This is a genomic window from Cellulomonas sp. P22, assembly GCF_044392165.1.
On record NZ_JBISBW010000004.1, the window covers coordinates 140,354 to 157,552 of the forward strand.

The 17,199-nt window shown below is 73.3% G+C and carries 14 protein-coding genes; 4 read left to right on the forward strand and 10 right to left on the reverse strand.

Annotation, left to right across the window (positions count from 1 at the left end; translation table 11 throughout):
* Window positions 1-6: 6 nt before the first annotated feature.
* A complete protein-coding gene (locus ACGIF2_RS04735; protein WP_396044021.1) occupies window positions 7-1,455 on the forward strand; it encodes a DHA2 family efflux MFS transporter permease subunit in 1,449 nt (482 codons plus the stop codon).
* A gap of 65 nt (window positions 1,456-1,520) precedes the next feature.
* Here the strand turns inward: ACGIF2_RS04735 and rbfA are convergent, their stop codons facing one another.
* The 5 genes from rbfA to rimP form a co-directional block, all read right to left on the reverse strand.
* Window positions 1,521-1,985, reverse strand: a complete 465-nt coding sequence (gene rbfA, locus ACGIF2_RS04740) for a 30S ribosome-binding factor RbfA (RefSeq protein ID WP_396044023.1) — start codon at window positions 1,983-1,985, stop codon at window positions 1,521-1,523.
* Window positions 1,986-2,088: 103 nt separating this feature from the next.
* On the reverse strand, window positions 2,089-4,974 hold the full coding sequence (infB, locus tag ACGIF2_RS04745) for a translation initiation factor IF-2 (protein WP_396044025.1): 2,886 nt from the start codon (window positions 4,972-4,974) through the stop codon (window positions 2,089-2,091).
* Window positions 4,975-5,108: 134 nt separating this feature from the next.
* The gene (locus tag ACGIF2_RS04750; protein WP_396044027.1) at window positions 5,109-5,495 is read right to left on the reverse strand and encodes a YlxR family protein; all 387 of its coding nucleotides are present in this window, start codon (window positions 5,493-5,495) and stop codon (window positions 5,109-5,111) included.
* A complete protein-coding gene (nusA, locus tag ACGIF2_RS04755; protein WP_396044030.1) occupies window positions 5,492-6,565 on the reverse strand; it encodes a transcription termination factor NusA in 1,074 nt (357 codons plus the stop codon). Before nusA ends, ACGIF2_RS04750 begins: the two co-directional genes overlap by 4 nt.
* A gap of 1 nt (window position 6,566) precedes the next feature.
* Window positions 6,567-7,145: a ribosome maturation factor RimP gene (gene rimP / locus ACGIF2_RS04760; protein ID WP_396044032.1), complete on the reverse strand. Its 579-nt coding sequence runs from the start codon at window positions 7,143-7,145 to the stop codon at window positions 6,567-6,569.
* Window positions 7,146-7,284: 139 nt separating this feature from the next.
* On the opposite strand from rimP, the gene ACGIF2_RS04765 reads away from it, so the two are divergent.
* A complete protein-coding gene (locus ACGIF2_RS04765) occupies window positions 7,285-8,310 on the forward strand; it encodes a DUF4439 domain-containing protein (protein ID WP_396044035.1) in 1,026 nt (341 codons plus the stop codon).
* Window positions 8,311-8,367: 57 nt separating this feature from the next.
* On the opposite strand, the gene ACGIF2_RS04770 is transcribed toward ACGIF2_RS04765, so the two are convergent.
* Window positions 8,368-10,173 (reverse strand): proline--tRNA ligase, encoded by a 1,806-nt coding sequence (locus ACGIF2_RS04770; protein ID WP_396044037.1) that lies wholly within the window; start codon window positions 10,171-10,173, stop codon window positions 8,368-8,370.
* 107 nt (window positions 10,174-10,280) lie between these two features.
* On the opposite strand from ACGIF2_RS04770, the gene ACGIF2_RS04775 reads away from it, so the two are divergent.
* The gene (locus ACGIF2_RS04775; protein ID WP_396044039.1) at window positions 10,281-11,207 is read left to right on the forward strand and encodes an Fpg/Nei family DNA glycosylase; all 927 of its coding nucleotides are present in this window, start codon (window positions 10,281-10,283) and stop codon (window positions 11,205-11,207) included.
* Window positions 11,208-11,210: 3 nt separating this feature from the next.
* Here the strand turns inward: ACGIF2_RS04775 and ACGIF2_RS04780 are convergent, their stop codons facing one another.
* Window positions 11,211-12,110 (reverse strand): GNAT family N-acetyltransferase, encoded by a 900-nt coding sequence (locus ACGIF2_RS04780; protein ID WP_396044041.1) that lies wholly within the window; start codon window positions 12,108-12,110, stop codon window positions 11,211-11,213.
* Window positions 12,111-12,280: 170 nt separating this feature from the next.
* On the opposite strand from ACGIF2_RS04780, the gene gabT reads away from it, so the two are divergent.
* On the forward strand, window positions 12,281-13,633 hold the full coding sequence (gene gabT / locus ACGIF2_RS04785; protein WP_396044043.1) for a 4-aminobutyrate--2-oxoglutarate transaminase: 1,353 nt from the start codon (window positions 12,281-12,283) through the stop codon (window positions 13,631-13,633).
* Window positions 13,634-13,642: 9 nt separating this feature from the next.
* Here the strand turns inward: gabT and ACGIF2_RS04790 are convergent, their stop codons facing one another.
* From ACGIF2_RS04790 to ACGIF2_RS04800, 3 genes are all read right to left on the reverse strand, one after another.
* A complete protein-coding gene (locus tag ACGIF2_RS04790; protein ID WP_396044045.1) occupies window positions 13,643-14,866 on the reverse strand; it encodes a spermidine/putrescine ABC transporter substrate-binding protein in 1,224 nt (407 codons plus the stop codon).
* A gap of 197 nt (window positions 14,867-15,063) precedes the next feature.
* Window positions 15,064-16,359, reverse strand: a complete 1,296-nt coding sequence (locus ACGIF2_RS04795) for a saccharopine dehydrogenase C-terminal domain-containing protein (RefSeq protein ID WP_396044047.1) — start codon at window positions 16,357-16,359, stop codon at window positions 15,064-15,066.
* 54 nt (window positions 16,360-16,413) lie between these two features.
* A complete protein-coding gene (locus ACGIF2_RS04800) occupies window positions 16,414-17,199 on the reverse strand; it encodes an ABC transporter permease (protein ID WP_396044225.1) in 786 nt (261 codons plus the stop codon).

The following is a 17,199-nucleotide window of genomic DNA, read 5'->3' on the forward strand; positions in this document are numbered from 1 at the left end:
CCCTCGATGACCGTCACGTCCCCGAGCTCGACCGCCGCACCGCCCCGCCCTGCCCGCCGCCCCCGGGGGTCGACGACGGGGCTCGTCCTCGCCGTCGCCGCCGCCTCGATCCCGATGTTCATGGCCTCGCTCGACAACCTCGTGATGACGATGGCGCTGCCGGTGCTCCGGGTCGAGCTGGGCGCGTCCCTCGACCAGCTCCAGTGGATGGTCAATTCCTTCACGCTGACGTTCGCCACGGGGATGATCGCTGCGGCCACGCTCGGCGACAGGTGGGGACGCCGCCGGATCTTCCTCGCCGGCATCGTCGTGTTCGCGCTCGCCTCGATCGCCTCGGCGCTCGCGACGACCGCCGGGGCGCTCATCGCCGCCCGCACCGTGCAAGGGGTCGGCGCGGCCGCGATCATGCCTCTGTCGCTCACGCTGCTCGCCTCCGCCGTGCCACCTGCCCGGCGCGCCATGGCCATCGGCATCTGGGGCGGCATCTCAGGGCTCGGGGTCGCGCTCGGCCCTGTCATCGGTGGCGCGGTCGTCGACGGCATCTCCTGGCAGGCCATCTTCTGGATCAACGTCCCGATCGCGGTCGTCTCGATCCCGCTGGTCCTGCGCGCCCTGCCGGAGTCCTACGGTCGACGCGAGCTCCTCGACGTCCGCGGGCTCGCCCTCGTGGGAGCGGCCGTCTTCGCGCTCGTGTGGGGCGTCGTGCACGGCAACGACGACGGGTGGGGCTCGTTCGGCGTGGTCGGACCGTTGGTCCTGTCGGGCCTGCTGCTCGCCGCGTTCGTCGCGCACGAGTCACGCGTCGCACACCCCCTCGTGCCGCTGCGCCTGTTCCGCATCCGCAGCTTCTCGGTCGCGAACATCGTCTCGCTCGCGTTCGCGATCGGGGTGTTCGGCGCCGTCTTCCTCCTCGCGCAGTACATGCAGGTGGTGCTCGGGTACTCGCCGCTCGAGGCGGGTCTGCGGACGCTGCCGTGGACCGGCGCCCCGATGATCGTCGCGCCGATCGCCGGCCTTCTCGCGAGCCGCGTCGGCGTGCGGGTCCTGCTCACCTCGGGGCTGGTGCTCCAGGTCGCCGGCCTCGTGTGGCTCGCCTTCGCCTCAGACCCGAGCGTGAGCTACTCCACGCTCATCCCTGGACTCGTCCTGGCCGGGACCGGCATGGGCCTGACGTTCGCGCCGATCTCGACCGCTGTGCTCGCGGAGATGCCCGAGCACGACCACGGCACCGCCAGCTCGACGAACGCGACGGTCCGGGAGATCGGCGTCGCCCTGGGCGTCGCCGTGATCGTCGCGGTCTTCCAGGGAGCGGGCGGCGCGATCAGCCCCACGGGCTTCGACGCCGGGCTGCAGGTCGCGCTCCTCGTCGGCGCGGCGATCGTCGGCGCAGGAGCGATCGCCTCGCTCGCGATGCCGGGCTGGAGCGGCCGCCGGCTCCCGGTGGCCGCCGCCTGAGGCGGACCACGCCGAGCCGCACGTACCGAGGCCCGCCCCCGCGCACGTCAGCGCAGGGGGGGGGCTCAGTGCGGAAGACAATCCCCGTCCCGCGCGTTCTCCTCGTCGTCCTCGACCGGCTTGCGGTAGGGGTCGGCGTCACCGGCGTACTGCGCGGCCGCGGCCAGCGCCGCGACCTCGGCGTCCCGACGTGCCGCCTCGTGCAGCGCGGCGTCGAGGTGCGCGGCCGTCTCGGGCACCGCGTCGAGGTGGAACTCGAGCGTGGGCGTGAGCCGCACGCCCGTCTGCTTGCCGACCTCGGAGCGGATGAGCCCCTTGGCGCTCTCGAGCGCCGCGGCCGAACCGGCCCGCGCCTCGTCGTCGCCGTAGACCGTGTAGAACACGCTCGCGTTCTGCAGGTCACCCGTGACCCGGACGTCCGTGATGGTCACGAAGCCCAGGCGGGGGTCCTTGATCCGCGTGTCGACCATCTGCGCGACGATCTGCTGGATCCGTTCGGCGAGCTTCCTCGCACGACCCTGATCAGCCATGATGCCCAGCCCTTCTTCGTCGAGCGCCCTCCGCGGAGGGCAGGTTGTCCGCAGACGCCAGGTGGCCCGCACCCGAGGGCACGGGCCACCTGGCGTCCGTCAGCTACTTGCGAGGCTTCTCGCGCAGCTCCCACGTCTCGATGACGTCACCGATCTCGACGTCGTTGAAGGAGCCGAGCCCGATACCGCACTCGTAACCCTCGCGGACCTCGGTCGCGTCGTCCTTGAACCGCTTGAGCGACTCGATCGTGAGGTTGTCGCCCACGACCTTGCCGTTGCGCAGCACACGCGCCTTGGTGTTACGCCGGATCTCTCCGGAGCGCACCAGCGAACCGGCGATGTTGCCGAACTTGGAGGAGCGGAACACCTCGCGCACCTCGGCGGTACCGAGCTGCGCCTCCTCGTACTCGGGCTTGAGCATGCCCTTGAGTGCTGCCTCGACGTCGTCGATCGCCTGGTAGATGACCGAGTAGAACCGGACGTCCACCCCCTCGCGGTCGGCGAGCTCCTCGACGCGCTCGGCGTACTTGACGTTGAACCCGATGATGATCGCGTTGTCGACCGTCGCGAGGTTGACGTCGTTCTGCGTGATCGCACCGACACCGCGGTGGATGACACGCAGGTCGACCTCTTCGCCCACGTCGATCTTGAGCAGTGCGTCCTCGAGGGCCTCGACGGCACCCGAGACGTCGCCCTTGAGGACCAGGTTGAGGGTCTCGACCTTGCCCTGCTGGAGCGCCTGCGTGAAGTCCTCGAGGCTGATGCGCTTGCGACGCTTCGCGAGCAGCGCGGCCCGCTCTGCGGCCTCGCGCTTCTCGGCGATCTGACGAGCGGTGCGCTCGTCCGGAGCCACGAGGAACGTGTCGCCGGCGCTCGGCACCGACGCGAGGCCGAGAACCATGACCGGACGGGCCGGGCCCGCCTCGGTCAGCGGGTTGCCGTGCTCGTCGAACATCGCCCGCACACGACCGTGCGCCGTGCCGGCGACGATCGCGTCGCCGACGTGCAGCGTCCCCGACTGGACCAGCACCGTCGCGACGGCACCGCGGCCCTTGTCGAGGTTGGCCTCGATCGCGACACCACGCGCGTCCTTGTCGGGGTTGGCCCGCAGGTCGAGCGAGGCGTCGGCCGTGAGCAGCACGGCCTCGAGCAGCTGGTCGATGCCCATGCGCTCCTTGGCGGAGACGTCGACGAACATCGTGTCGCCGCCGTACTCCTCGGCCACGAGGTTGTACTCCGTGAGCTGCTGGCGGATCTTCGAGGGGTTGGCCCCCTCCTTGTCCACCTTGTTCACGGCCACGACGATCGGCACACCGGCCGCCTGGGCGTGGTTGAGCGCCTCGATGGTCTGAGGCATCACGCCGTCGTCGGCCGCCACCACGAGGATCGCGATGTCGGTGACCTGCGCACCACGGGCACGCATGGCGGTGAACGCCTCGTGGCCCGGGGTGTCGATGAACGTGATCGGACGGTCGACGCCCTCGTGCACGGTCCGCACCTGGTAGGCGCCGATGTGCTGGGTGATGCCGCCGGCCTCGCCCGCGACGACGTCCGTCTTGCGGATCGCGTCGAGGAGCTTGGTCTTGCCGTGGTCGACGTGACCCATGACCGTGACGACCGGCGGACGTGCCTCCAGGTCGTCGTCGCCCTCTTCGGCGAGCTCCGCGTCCAGGTCGATGTCGAAGGCCCCGAGCAGCTCGCGGTCCTCCTCCTCGGCCGAGACCATCTCGATCCGGTAGCCGAGCTCCTGGGCGAGGGTGCCGAACGTGTCCTCGTCGAGCGACTGCGTCGCGGTCGCCATCTCACCGAGGTGGAACAGCACAGTGACCAGGCTGGCGGGGTTGGCGTCGATCTTGTCCGCGAAGTCGTTGAGCGAGGAGCCGTGACGCAGGCGGACGACGGTCTTGCCGTTGCCGCGCGGGACCTGCACGCCACCCAGCGAGGGGGCCTGCATCTGCTCGAACTCCTGACGCTTCGCGCGCTTGGACTTGCGTCCACGCACGGGGCGCCCTCCGGCCCGGCCGAACGCACCCTGCGTGCTGCCACGACCGGCACCACCGGGACGACCGCCGCCACCACCGGGACGACCGGCGAAACCGCCGCCGCCACCCGCGGGAGCACCGCCACCGGCGCCACCGGGACGACCGGCGAAACCGCCGCCGCCACCGCCGCCGGGACGACCGCCACCGCCACCGGGACGACCGCCCGGGCTCGGACGCTCGCCGGGACGACCGACGCCGCTCGCGCTGCGACCGGGCATCATGCCCGGGTTCGGACGCGGACCACCCGGACGGGGACCGCCCGAGCGCTCGCTCGACGCCGCGGGAGCGCCGGCAGCCGGAGCCGCGGCGTCGGTGCGACGCTCGCCCGGACGGGGCATGCCCTGCGAGGGGGCGAAGGGGTTGTTGCCCGGACGCGGGCCACCGGGGCGCGAACCGCCCTGGCCACCCTGGCCGCCGCGGGGCATGCCCTGCGACGGCGCGAACGGGTTGTTGCCCGGACGCGGACCACCCGAGCGCGACGGCGCGGCGGCGGCCGGCGCAGGCGCCGGACGCGGGCCGGGACGTGCACCGGGAGCAGCCTGCTGACGGGCCGGAGCAGCCGGAGCCGCCGGAGCGGCAGCATCCGGACGGGCCGCGGGGGCCGGAGCCGGCGCGGCGGGAGCCTCAGCGGCAGGTGCCGTCGGCGCGGGCGCCGACGGGGCGGCCGGAGCGGACGCAGCGGCGGGAGCCGGCGTCGCCTGCACGGGAGCGGCGGGAGCCGCTGGGGCCGCCGGAGCGGGCTTGGGGGCTGCTGCCTTCGCAGCAGCCGCACCGCCGTTGGCGGAACCACCCACGGGGTACATGTCGCGCAGCTTGCGCACGACCGGCGGCTCGATCGTCGAGGACGCCGAGCGGACGAACTCCCCGAGCTCGCCCAGCTTGTTCATGATCGTCTTGCTTTCCACTCCGAGCTCTTTGGCGAGCTCGTAGACGCGGACCTTAGCCACATCTCTCCTGTCTCGGTCCGCCCAAGACAGGGTCGGACCGTCGTTAGTGCTGGGTACTCATCGCTGGGTACTCATCGGTGCGTGCTCATCGGGCAGCCATCGGCTTCTCAAACCCGCTTCCCATGTCGACGGTTCTACGCTTCCGGGTTCGGACCCGGACGCTGGTGATGCTCTGCGGCCTCGAGGTGAGCCTGGACCGCCGTGACGTCCAGCGGCCCTGCGGTACGCAGGGCCCGCGGGAACGCCCGACGGCGTTCGGCAAGCTCGAGACAACGGAGATCGGGGTGCAGCCACGCCCCCCGGCCCGGCAGGTTCCGGCCTTCGTCGACGACCAGCACGGGATCTCCCGTGCCGTCCGTCCGGACGACCGTCCTCAGCAGGACCGACCTCAGGTCGGCCGACCGGCACCCCACGCACGTGCGTACCGGACCTTCAGCACCCAGGGTGTCGAAGGTCTGTCTGCTCGCAGAGGAGAACCGGGCGTCCGGCCCAGCCTCGGAGAGTCTACCGCGCCGGGTCACCGGGTGTGACCGGAGGCGGCATCCTGTCCGTGCCCGCTCACGTCGTCGGCAGCGGCCTCGGCCGCGTCGGACCGGATGTCGATGCGCCAGCCCGTGAGCTTCGCCGCGAGGCGGGCGTTCTGGCCCTCCTTGCCGATCGCGAGAGACAGCTGGTAGTCGGGCACCACGACGCGGGCCGCGCGGGCGACCGGGTCGACCACCGTGACCGAGAGGACCCGGGCGGGCGACAGCGCGTGCGCGACCATCTCGGCCGGGTCGTCCGAGTGGTCGACGATGTCGATCTTCTCGCCGTGCAGCTCGGCCATGACGGCACGCACGCGCGCGCCCATCGGGCCGATGCAGGCGCCCTTCGCGTTGAGACCGGGAACCCGCGAGTACACCGCCATCTTGGTGCGGTGCCCGGCCTCACGGGCGATCGCGGTGATCTCGACCGACCCGTCGGCCACCTCGGGGACCTCGAGCGCGAACAGCTGCCGCACCAGGTTGGGGTGCGTGCGCGAGAGCGTGATCTGCGGGCCACGGGCGCCACGGGCGACCTCGAGCACGAGCGCGCGCAGCCGCTCGCCGTGCACGTACTGCTCGGTGGGCACCTGCTCGTGCGCGGGCAGCACGGCCTCGGTGCCGCCGACGTCGACCAGCACCACCCGAGGGTCGCGGCCCTGCTGGATGACGCCGCCGAGCACCTCGCCCTCCTTGCCGCGGAAGACACCCAGCACCTGGTCGTCCTCGGCGTCGCGCAGGCGCTGCACGATCACCTGGCGCGCGGTCGCGGTGGCGATCCGGCCGAACCCGGCCGGGGTGTCGTCGAACTCGGGTCCCGGCACGGCGGGCGGCGCGGGCGCCGGCTCCTCGCCGTCGACCGGCTCCGGCACCGGCTGGTCCACGAGCTCGCGCGCCCACACGGTCACGTGCCCCGTGCGGCGGTCCAGCTCGACGCGTGCGGTCGCCTGGGCGCCCGGCGTGCGGTGGTACGCCGAGAGCAGCGCCTGCTCGATCGCCGAGCACAGCACGTCCAGGCTGATGTCGCGTTCGCGCTCCAGCATCCGCAACGCCTGCATGTCGATGTCCACGTCAGCTCTCCTGTCCTGCCGACGTCGCGTCCTGCGCGTCGTCGTCCTCGTCGTCGGACACCTCGGCGAGCCGTCCCATCTCTACCTCGACCCTGCCGTCGCGCACCGACGCGAGCGGGACCCGCACCGGGTCCCCGATCACGGGCGGACGGCCCTTCTCCCCCGGGATCTGCGGGGTCACCACCAGCACAGCGTCGGGCACGGTCCGGTCCACGTCGTCGATCCTGCCGCGCAGCGTCGAGCCGTCCGTGAGCCGCAGCGTGACGATCCGTCCGCGCGACCGCGTGAAGTGCCGACGCTCGGTCAGCGGGCGGCCGATGCCGGGGCTCGAGATCTCGAGCGTGTACTCGGTGCCGGGGACGTCCACGCCGTCGATCGCGTCCGAGATGCTCTGCGAGATCTCGGCGACCTGCTCGAGGTCGAGGCCCCCGGTGGCGTCCTCGTCGAGGTCGACCACGACGCGCACGACCGAGCGTGCACCCGCACGGGTCACCTCGACGTCCTCGAGGACGAGACCTGCGGCCTCCACGAGCGGCGCTACGACGTCCCGGACCCGGTGGGCTGTTGCTGGCGCGGGCATGATCGCCTCCTGTCGGCTCCAGCGGGTCACCCTGCATGGTGTCGACCCTGTGATGTTGTGAGGGGACCAGCCTAACGAGTCCGCGTGCACGCGCCGGACCGCGCGGCTCCGGCCGGCCGACGTGGCAGGATCACCCGCGATGACCGCCACGCGCCCCGTGCCCCGCCCCCACCGCTCGTTCCGCGCGCGCGGAACCGTGCTGCGCCTCGTCGTGGGGGTGCTCGCAGGTGTGCTGCTCCTCACAGGGTGCGACCTGCGCCTCGAGACCCCGGCGCCCGAGGAGCCCGCTCCCGACGCGATCGAGATCGTGCGACGGCGCGCTGTCGAGGACGCGGTGGCGCTCGCCGCGGCGGCGCAGGCCGCGGCGGCCGACCCCGACGTCGCGGCGGACGCCACGCTCACGCGCACGCTCGGGCAGGTCATGACGTTCTCGGCCCGCCACGCCGACCAGCTGGGCGGCACCTACGACTCGGGGCTCGAGCCCACCGCGACCCCCACGCAGGCGACGACGGCGGTGACGGCGAGCCCGTCCGACGTGCTGACCCTGCTCTCGGTCACGGCGCTCACCGCGCGCGGTGACGCCGACACCGTCGAGACGGGCGAGATGGCGCGGCTGCTGGCGTCGGTCGCGACCTCGCGCGCCACCCTCGCGGGCGTGCTCGCCGGGGCGCTCGGGGTCGAGGACCCCACCGAGCCGGCCACCGCGACCGCAGCGCCGGAGATCGGCGCCGTGGACCCGTCGGCCCTCGCGGCCCTCGTGGTCGCCGAGGACGAGGCGGGCTACGCGTTCGAGGTGATCGCCGCGAAGCTCGCCGACGCGCAGCGGGCTGCGGCCCTCGACGCCGCAGCGGGGCACCGCGCCAGCGCGCAGGGGTGGGCCGTGGCCGTGGGTCTCGACGGGACCTCCGCAGACCCGCGCCGGGCCGCCTACGCGCTCCCGTCCGGTCTGGACGACCCGGCGGTCGCGGTCGGGCTCGCCCGCACCGTCCAGACCGGGCTCGCGACGAGCTACGCGAGCCTCGTCGCGGCGGGTGCCGCGGGGACCCGCGCCGCCGCCGTCCGCGGGCTGCAGGCCGCCGCCGACGAGTCGCTCGTGTGGGGTGCCGAGCCCGTCGCGTTCCCCGGGCTGCCCGAGCAGGCCGACGGGGCCGCCGACGCAGCCTGACGCTGCGACCGACGACCCCGTGGAGCCCGGTCCGACCGGGAGGCGGTCAGCGGGTCGTCAGCGGCCCAGCAGGGCGTCGACCAGCTCGACCACGCGGTCCGCGGCCTGCTCGACGGGCACCTGCTCGGCCCCCGTGCCGTCCGCTCGGGCCACGCGGGGACGCACCTCGACCACGCCCTCGGCCAGCCCTCGGCCCACGACCACGACGAGCGGCACGCCGAACAGCTCGGCGTCGGCGAACTTCACGCCGGGCGAGACCTTGGGGCGGTCGTCGTAGAGCACCTCGACGCCACGCGCGGAGAGCGTCGTGGCGAGCTCCTCGGCCGCGGCGAACACTGCCGCGTCCTTGCCGGTCGCCACGACGTGCACGTGCGCGGGAGCGACCCCCGCGGGCCATGCCAGGCCGCGCTCGTCGTGGTTCGCCTCGGCCAGAGCCGCGAGCACCCGCGTCACGCCGATGCCGTACGAGCCCATCGTGACGACCTGCGCCTTGCCGTTCTGGTCGAGCACGGTGAGCCCGAGGGCCTGGGCGTACTTGCGACCGAGGGCGAAGATGTGGCCGATCTCGATCCCCCGCGCGAGCTCGAGCGGGCCCGAGCCGTCGGGGGCCGGGTCACCCGCACGCACCTCGGCGGCCTCGGCGGTGCCGTCGGCCGTGAAGTCACGCCCCGCGACCAGGTCGAAGACGTGCCGGCCGGGCTCGTTCGCACCGGTGATCCACCGGGTGCCGGGCACCACGCGCGGGTCGAGGAGGTAGCGCACGCCCAGCGAGCGTCCGTCCTCGTCGGTGCCGACGTTCGGGCCGAGCGCCTGCGGGCCGATGTAGCCCTTCACGAGCTCGGGGTGCGCCGCGAAGTCCGCGTCGACCGCGGGCTCGACCTCGGCGGGGGCCACCGAGGCCTCGAGCCGCTTGAGGTCGACCTCACGGTCACCGGGCAGGCCGACCACCACGAGCTCGCGCTCGCCGGTGGGCTGCACGAGCGCGAGCACCACGTTCTTGAGCGTGTCGGCGGCCGTCCACGGGCCCTCGGGGCGCGGGAACCGCTCGTTGGCGATCGCGACGAGCGAGTCGATCGTCGGGGTGTCGGGCGTGTCCTCGACGTGCGCGGCCGGGGCGCCGTCGTACGGCAGCGCGTCGGGCACCACGGTCGTGACGGCCTCGACGTTGGCCGCGTAGCCGCCGGGCGAGCGCACGAACGTGTCCTCGCCGATCGCGGTCGGGTGCAGGAACTCCTCGCTGCGCGAGCCGCCCATGGCCCCGGAGGTCGCCGCGACGATGACGTGCTCGAGGCCCAGGCGGTCGAAGATGCGCCGGTAGGCGTCGCGCTGACGCTGGTACGAGGCCTCGAGGCCCTCGTCGTCGAGGTCGAACGAGTACGCGTCCTTCATGATGAACTCGCGCCCACGGATGAGCCCGGCGCGCGGACGCGCCTCGTCGCGGTACTTGGTCTGGATCTGGTAGAGCGCGAGCGGCAGGTCCTTGTACGAGGAGTACAGGTCCTTGACGAGGAGCGTGAACATCTCCTCGTGCGTGGGGGCCAGCAGGTAGTCGCCGCCCTTGCGGTCCTTGAGCCGGAAGATGTTGGGGCCGTACTCGGACCAGCGACCCGTGGCCTCGTAGGGCTCCTTGGGCAGCAGCGCCGGGAAGTGCACCTCCTGGGCGCCGGCGGCGTCCATCTCCTCGCGCACGACCTGCTCGACCTTCGCGAGGACGCGCAGGCCCAGCGGCAGCCAGGTGTAGATCCCGGGGGCGGCGCGGCGGATGTAGCCGGCGCGCACGAGCAGCCGGTGGCTCGCGACCTCGGCGTCGGCGGGGTCCTCGCGCAGGGTGCGGACGAACAGGTGGGACAGGCGAAGCAGCATGCGCCCGAGCCTAGTGCCGCCCACGGGACTGCTGGTGCCGGGTCCCGGGCTGCGGACCCGTCCCGCACACCGTGCGAGACGGGGGTCCCGTGCGCGACGATGGGCCCGTGCCGGAGCTCCCCGAGGTCGAGGCGCTCGCGCGGTTCCTGCGCGAGCGGACGGTCGGGCGCACCGTCGGCGCGGTCGAGGTGGGTGCGGTCAACGCGCTCAAGACCTACTCCCCCGCTCCGGACGCGCTGGTCGGGCGCGTGGTGACGGGCGTGCGCCGCCGCGGCAAGTGGCTCGACGTCACGACGACTGACGACAGCCCGCGCGACGCCGACGCGTCCGGCGACCCGGCACCCGCGCACCCCCTGCACCTGCTGGTGCACCTCGCACGCGCGGGCTGGCTGCGGTGGTACGAGCGGGTGCCGAGCACCACGATCCGCCCGGGGCGCTCACCGATCGCGCTGCGCGTGCGCCTCGACGACGGGTCGGGCTTCGACCTGACCGAGGCGGGCACCCGCAAACGGCTCGCTGTGCACGTGGTCACGGACCCGACGCACGTGCCGGCGGTCGCGACGCTCGGCGTCGAGCCCCTCGCGCCCGAGTTCACGACCGAGCGGCTCGCGGAGCTCCTCGCGGCGCGCAACCAGCAGGTCAAGGGGCTGCTGCGCGACCAGGGCACGATCGCGGGCATCGGCAACGCCTACTCGGACGAGATCCTGCACGCCGCACGGCTGAGCCCGTTCGCCCCGACGCGGTCGTTCGACGCGGAGCGCACCGCCGGGCTGCACCGCGCGGTCGTGGACGTGCTGGGCGAGGCGGTCGCGACGGCGTCGGGCCGGCCCGCGGCCGAGCTCAAGGACACCAAGCGCCGCGGCATGCGCGTGCACGGGCGCACGGGCGAGCCGTGCCCGGGCTGGGACGGCGTGCCGTGCGGGGACACGGTGCGGGAGGTCGCCTTCGCGGACTCGTCGCTCCAATACTGCCCGACGTGCCAGACGGGCGGTCACCTGCTCGCCGACCGGCGCATGTCACGCCTGCTGCGCTGAGCGTCAGAACAGCACGGTCGCGTACGTGCCGACCTGCTCGAACCCGACCGCGCGGTAGGCAGCGAGCGCCCGGTCGTTGTAGTGGTTCGCGTACAGCGACACCACGGGGGCCACGTCGCGGCGGGCGGCCACCACCACGGCAGCCATCCCGGCCTTGGAGAGTCCCTCGCCGCGGTGCGCGGGGGTGACCCACACGCCCTGCACCTGGGCGACCCCACCGGCCACCGCGCCGAGCTCGGCCTTGAAGACGACGCCGGCGCTGCGCGGCCCGACCCCGTGCGCCTGCTCGAACCGGGCGAACGAGCGCCCCTCCGCGATGAGCATGCGCACCCGGCTCTCGTACGGCCCTCCGGCCCCCGAGACGGGCGAGTAGCCGACCTCCTCGACGAACATCCGCACGCACGCCGGGAGGATGACGTCGTAGTCCTCGGCGACCGTGCGCCGCACCTGCGGATCGGGCTCGACGTCCGGGTCCCGGTCGATCACGAACGACGGCTGGTCGGCGCGCACCTCACGCGCCCGCGGCCAGTACGCCGACAGCCGGTCCCAGAGCCCGAGCACAGCACCCGCCTCGCCCACGACCGACGACGCGCGCCGTCCCTGAGCCCTGCCGAGCGCCGCGAACGCGTCCAGCGCAGCCGGGTCGCGGTTCGGCACGACGGGCACCAGGTTGGCCCCGGCCCAGCAGACGGCCTCGAGACGGCCCTCGGGCTCGTAGCCCCAGAGCTGGCCACCCGCCGCCCCGATGCCGAGCTGGGCGGCCGCCTCGAGGCGCGTCGTCGCGAGGATCGAGGCCACCGGATCGACCGCGCACACGGCGAGCGCGGCGGCCACGTCGGCGTCGTCGAGCACCCGACCACCGGCACGGCCGCCGTCCACGGTGGCCCCGCGCCAGCGTCCCATGGGGGGATTCTGCCCCACCGGGACGCCCCAGGCCGCGCGCACCACGCGCCCACCTCGCCACCTCGAGCGCGCGGCACGGACAGACGGCGCGCTCGGACCCCCCGCGAGTCGCGACGAAAATCGTCTGTGAACTGCTTCCGTACTGACGAGATGCCTATTACGGTCCATCCATGACAACGTTTTCCGCGACCGTGCCCCCGCTCGAGCAGAGCCGTGAGCTGCGTACCGCCGTCCCCGGCCCGCAGTCGCTCGCGCTCGCCGCCCGCCGCACGTCCGCGGTCGCGGGCGGCGTGTCCTCGTCGTCACCCGTCTATGTCGCACGGGCGTCCGGGGGCGTCATCGAGGACGTGGACGGCAACCGACTCATCGACCTCGGCTCGGGCATCGCCGTGACCTCGGTCGGGGCGAGCGCACCCGAGGTCGTCGCGGCGGTCGCCCGCCAGAGCGCCGACTTCACCCACACCTGCTTCATGGTGAGCCCCTACGAGGAGTACGTCGCGGTCTGCGAGGAGCTCGGCAGGCTCACACCGGGGAGCCACGCCAAGCGCTCGATGCTCGTGAGCTCGGGGGCCGAGGCCGTCGAGAACGCGGTGAAGATCGCCCGACGCGCGACCGGGCGCGACGCCGTCCTCGTGCTCGACCACGCCTACCACGGGCGCACGAACCTCACGATGGCCATGACTGCGCGCGCGATGCCGTACAAGACGGGGTTCGGGCCGTTCGCGGGCGAGGTCTACCGCCTCCCGACCTCCTACCCGCTGCGCGACCCGGCCGGCATGACCGGCGAGGAGGCCGCGGCGCGCGCGATCGACGTCGCCGAGCGCACCGTGGGTGCCGACCAGGTGGCCGCGCTCGTGGTCGAACCGGTCCAGGGCGAGGGCGGGTTCGTGGTCCCCGCGCCCGGCTTCCTCCCCGGGCTCGCGCGGTGGGCCCGGGCGCACGGCATCGTGCTCGTGGCCGACGAGGTGCAGACCGGCTTCGCCCGGACCGGCGACATGTTCGCCAGCGAGCACGAGGGCGTCGTCCCCGATCTGCTCACGCTCGCCAAGGGCATCGCGGGCGGCCTGCCGCTCGGTGCGGTCACCGGCCGGGCCGAGCTCATGGACGCCGTGCACCCGGGCGGGCTCGGCGGCACCTTCGGCGGCAACCCCGTCGCGTGCGCCGCGGCGCTCGCCTCGTTCGAGATCTACCGGCGCGACGACCTGCCCGCGGCGGCGCGGGCGATCGAGGCGACGGTGGTCCCCCGGCTGCGCGCCCTGGCCGCCGAGGTCCCGGCGGTCGCCGAGGTGCGCGGGCGCGGCGCGATGCTCGCGGTCGAGCTGACCCGACCGGGCACGCTCGAGCCCGACCGGGCCGCGGCCGCCCAGGTCGCCGCGGCATGCCTGTCGTCCGGGGTGCTCGTGCTCACGTGCGGGACGTGGGGCAACGTGCTGCGGCTGCTGCCCCCGCTCGTGATCGACCACGCCCTGCTGGACGACGCGCTCGGGGTGCTCGAGGACGCGCTGCGCGCGCTCCCCCGCTGACCCCGCGCGTCAGGCCTCCTGCACCGCGAGGAACTCGTTGGTGTAGCGCTCGTCCTCGGCCGCGTCGAGGGTCCGGAACACTGTCACGTTCGCGAGCATCTCGGCGTCCGGGAAGATCGACGGGTTCTCGGCGAGGCTGGGGTCGATCGCCAGCATGGCCTCGCGGGCACCCTCGACCGGGGTGATGTAGTTCACCCACGCGGCGACCTGAGCCGCGATCTCCGGGTCGTAGTAGAAGTCCATGAGCGACTCCGCCTCGGCCCGGTGCGGTGAGCCCACGGGCACCAGCAGGTTGTCGCTGAAGAGCATGCCGCCGGCCTCGGGGATCGCGAACGCGAACCGGTCGTCGTGCTCGTAGTTGAGCGCGGTGATGTCGCCCGACCACGCGAACACAGCGGCGGCGTCGCCCGAGACGAGGTTGTCGGTGTAGGAGTTGCCGCTGATCTTGCGGATGTGCCCGGACTCGAGCTTGCCGCGCAGGATCTCGAGCGCGTCGTAGAAGTCGGCGTCGCTCCACCCCGACGCGGGGTCGATGCCCTGCTCGAACAGGAGCAGACCCATCGTGTCGCGCATCTCCGCGAGCACCTCCACCCGGCCGGCGAGGTCGGGGTTCCACAGGTCCGACACCGTCCGCAGGCCTCCCGGCAGCTGGTTCTTGTCCCACGCGATGCCCGCGAAGCCCGACTGCCACGTGAGCGACCGTGCCCGGCCCATGTCGAAGTCGGGCAGGACGAGGCTCGGGAGCAGGTTCTCGGCGTTCGGGATGCGCGACTTGTCCAGCTCCTGGGCGTACCCGAGGCGGATCAGCCGCGCCGCCATGAAGTCGGTCACCGTCACGAGGTCGTACCCGATGTCACGACCGGCCTCGAACTGAGCCGACACCCCGGCGTAGAACGACTCGTTGTCCTCGATGACCTCCGAGTACTCGACCCGGATGCCGGTCTGCTGCTCGAACGCGCTGATCGACGGGGAGGCACCGGTGTCGTCCCGGTCGACGTACAGCGTCCAGTTGGCCCAGCGCACGAGCTCCTCGGCCGACGACGAGCCCGACCCGACGGGCTGCGCGCCCTCGTCCCCGTCCCCGCAGGCCGACAGGAGCGCTCCCGCGCCGGCCGCGCCGACGGCTCCGAGGAACGCGCGCCGCGACATGCCCGCGCCGCGGGCCGTGCGGGCAGCGCGGACGAGCGCGAGCACCCGGGGGTCGCTGATCGGCGGGCGGCGGTGCGGGGTCATGAGGTTCCTCTCGGTCCACCGGGTCCCATGACCGGGTCGGTGGCAGACGCGCGGGCGGCGCGGGGAGCGCCGGGTGGTTCCTGGCAAGGACGGTCACGCACGACCACCACGACCGAACACGATGCGGCACGTGACCGGGTACCGCCGGTCGGGCGAAGGTGCGGCGTGCGGGAGGGGGGCCCGCACGCCGCACCGGCTCAGTCGGCGGCGCCGGCGGGCACCCGCTCCTGCAGGGCCCACGGGGAGCCGTAGCCGAGCGGTGCGGGCGCCGCGAGCAGCTCGAGGAACGGCACCGCGTCGAAGGCCTCCGGTCCCTGCACGCCCGCACCGGCCCACGTGCCCGCCGCGAGCAGCTCGAGGGCGACCACCGGGTTCACGGCGGTCTGCCAGACGACGCACTGCGCGCCGTACTCGGCCATCGACCACGCGTTGTCGACGATGTGGTGCAGGTAGACCTCGCGCGGCGCACCGTCGGTGCCCGTGCCGGTCACGAGCAGCCCCGCGCACGTCGCACCCGTCATGTGCGGCCCGATGGTCGCGGGATCGGGCAGCACGGCCGCGACCACGTCACGCGGGCTCACCGACGCACCTCGCACCTGCACGGGCTCGGTCGAGTCGAGGCCCAGCCGGTGCAGCGTGCGCAGCACCCCGATGAACTCCTCGCCGAGTCCGTACTTGAACGTGACCCGCTGCGCGTCGACCCACCGCGGCATGAGGAGGACCTCCTCGTGCTCGACGTGCACGCACTCGACCGGGCCCACGGGCTCGGGGAAGTCGAAGACCTCGGGCTCGTGGAACGGGGGCACGGTGTACCAGCCGTCCTCGACCCCGCCGCCCGCGGCAGCCCGTTCGGCGGACCACAGCACGGGCGGGTTGAGGCACTCCTCGATCGTGGTCCAGATCGAGAACGACGGGGCGAAGACCGGCTCGCCGTCGGCGCCGCGCACCACGAGGTTCGCGCCGTCCCGCACGCCGAGCTCGTCGATCCGCGAGAACAGGTGGTCGGCCGCGTACCGCGCGAACACGTCCGAGAGCCCGGGCTCGACACCGATCCCGACCAGCGCGAGCCGCCCGGCCTGCTCCCAGGTGTCGGCGAGCGCGAACTGCTCGTCGCCGAGCTTGACCCCGGGCAGCTCGTGGGGTGCCTCGGGGTGCGCGTGCGAGAGGGACATGGCCATGTCGAGGTAGTCGGCGCCGGCCGCGAGGGTGCCGGTGAAGACAGGCATGACGAAGCGCGGGTCGACGGCGTTGAGCACGTGGGTCGCCCGGTGCTCGCGCGCGAGCGCCTCGACCGATGCGGGGTCCGAGGCGTCGACGGTGGCCGCGACGAACCGGTCGGTGCCGACGTCGTGCTTGCGCGCGGCCTCGACGGTGCGCTGCGCGCGCTCGGGGTCGACGTCGGCGACCACCATCGCCTCGAAGAACTCTCGGCGTGCCGCGATCCGGGCGACCGCGTCACCCACCCCGCCGCTGCCGATCACCAGGATCCGCACGGTCCCACCTCTCTGTCGTTGGTCATGCCGTGTCCACACAGCTCCTGCCGGGGTTCAGGCACGCCGCCGCCTGCCGCTCCGGACGTGCCCGACCACCTGGACCACCACGACCACCACGATCGCCAGCACGAACATGAACGAGCTGATGACGTTGGCCTGCGGCGGGATGCCCCGTGTCGCCGAGACGTACACGAACTTCGGGAACGTGGTGAACGAGCCCGAGGTGAAGTTCGTGACGATGAAGTCGTCGAAGCTCAGGCTGAAGGCCAGCAGCGCAGCAGCCGCGATCCCGGGGACCAGGAGCGGGAACGTCACGCGCCAGAACGCGTGCCAGGGCGTGGCGTACAGGTCGGCCGCCGCCTCCTCGAGCGCAGGGTCGAGGCTCGCGACGCGCGCCTTGACCGTCACCACGACGAAGCTGATGCAGAACATCACGTGCGCGATCACCACGGTGGTGAACCCGAGCGGGACGCGCAGCGACAGGAGCTGGGCGAGCAGCGCGGCGCCGAGCACGACCTCGGGCGTCGACATCGGCAGGAAGATGAGCAGGTTGACCAGCGGTCGCCCGCGGAACCGGAACCGGACGAGCGCGATCGCCAGGAGCGTGCCGAGCACGGTCGCGACGAGCGTCGAGACGACGCCGACCTCGAGCGAGCTCACGAACGCCTCGCACACCTGGGGAGCACCGCAGGGGTTGCGCCACGCGTCGAGCGTGAAGCCGCGCCAGACCAGGTTGGTCTTGCCCGCGTCGTTGAACGAGAACGCGACGGTGTAGGCGACGGGCACCAGCAGGTACAGGAACGCGAGGACGGCGACGAGCGGCACGAGCGCGTCGCCCAG

What these genes read in the sequence shown, in the direction of transcription:
- ACGIF2_RS04735 (WP_396044021.1), top strand. Translation starts at nt 7, where the DNA reads ATGACCGTCACGTCCCCGAGCTCGACCGCCGCACCGCCCCGCCCTGCC.
- rbfA (WP_396044023.1), bottom strand. Translation starts at nt 1,985, where the DNA reads ATGGCTGATCAGGGTCGTGCGAGGAAGCTCGCCGAACGGATCCAGCAG.
- rimP (WP_396044032.1), bottom strand. Translation starts at nt 7,145, where the DNA reads ATGCCCGCGCCAGCAACAGCCCACCGGGTCCGGGACGTCGTAGCGCCG.
- ACGIF2_RS04765 (WP_396044035.1), top strand. Translation starts at nt 7,285, where the DNA reads ATGACCGCCACGCGCCCCGTGCCCCGCCCCCACCGCTCGTTCCGCGCG.
- ACGIF2_RS04770 (WP_396044037.1), bottom strand. Translation starts at nt 10,173, where the DNA reads ATGCTGCTTCGCCTGTCCCACCTGTTCGTCCGCACCCTGCGCGAGGAC.
- ACGIF2_RS04780 (WP_396044041.1), bottom strand. Translation starts at nt 12,110, where the DNA reads ATGGGACGCTGGCGCGGGGCCACCGTGGACGGCGGCCGTGCCGGTGGT.
- gabT (WP_396044043.1), top strand. Translation starts at nt 12,281, where the DNA reads ATGACAACGTTTTCCGCGACCGTGCCCCCGCTCGAGCAGAGCCGTGAG.
- ACGIF2_RS04790 (WP_396044045.1), bottom strand. Translation starts at nt 14,866, where the DNA reads ATGACCCCGCACCGCCGCCCGCCGATCAGCGACCCCCGGGTGCTCGCG.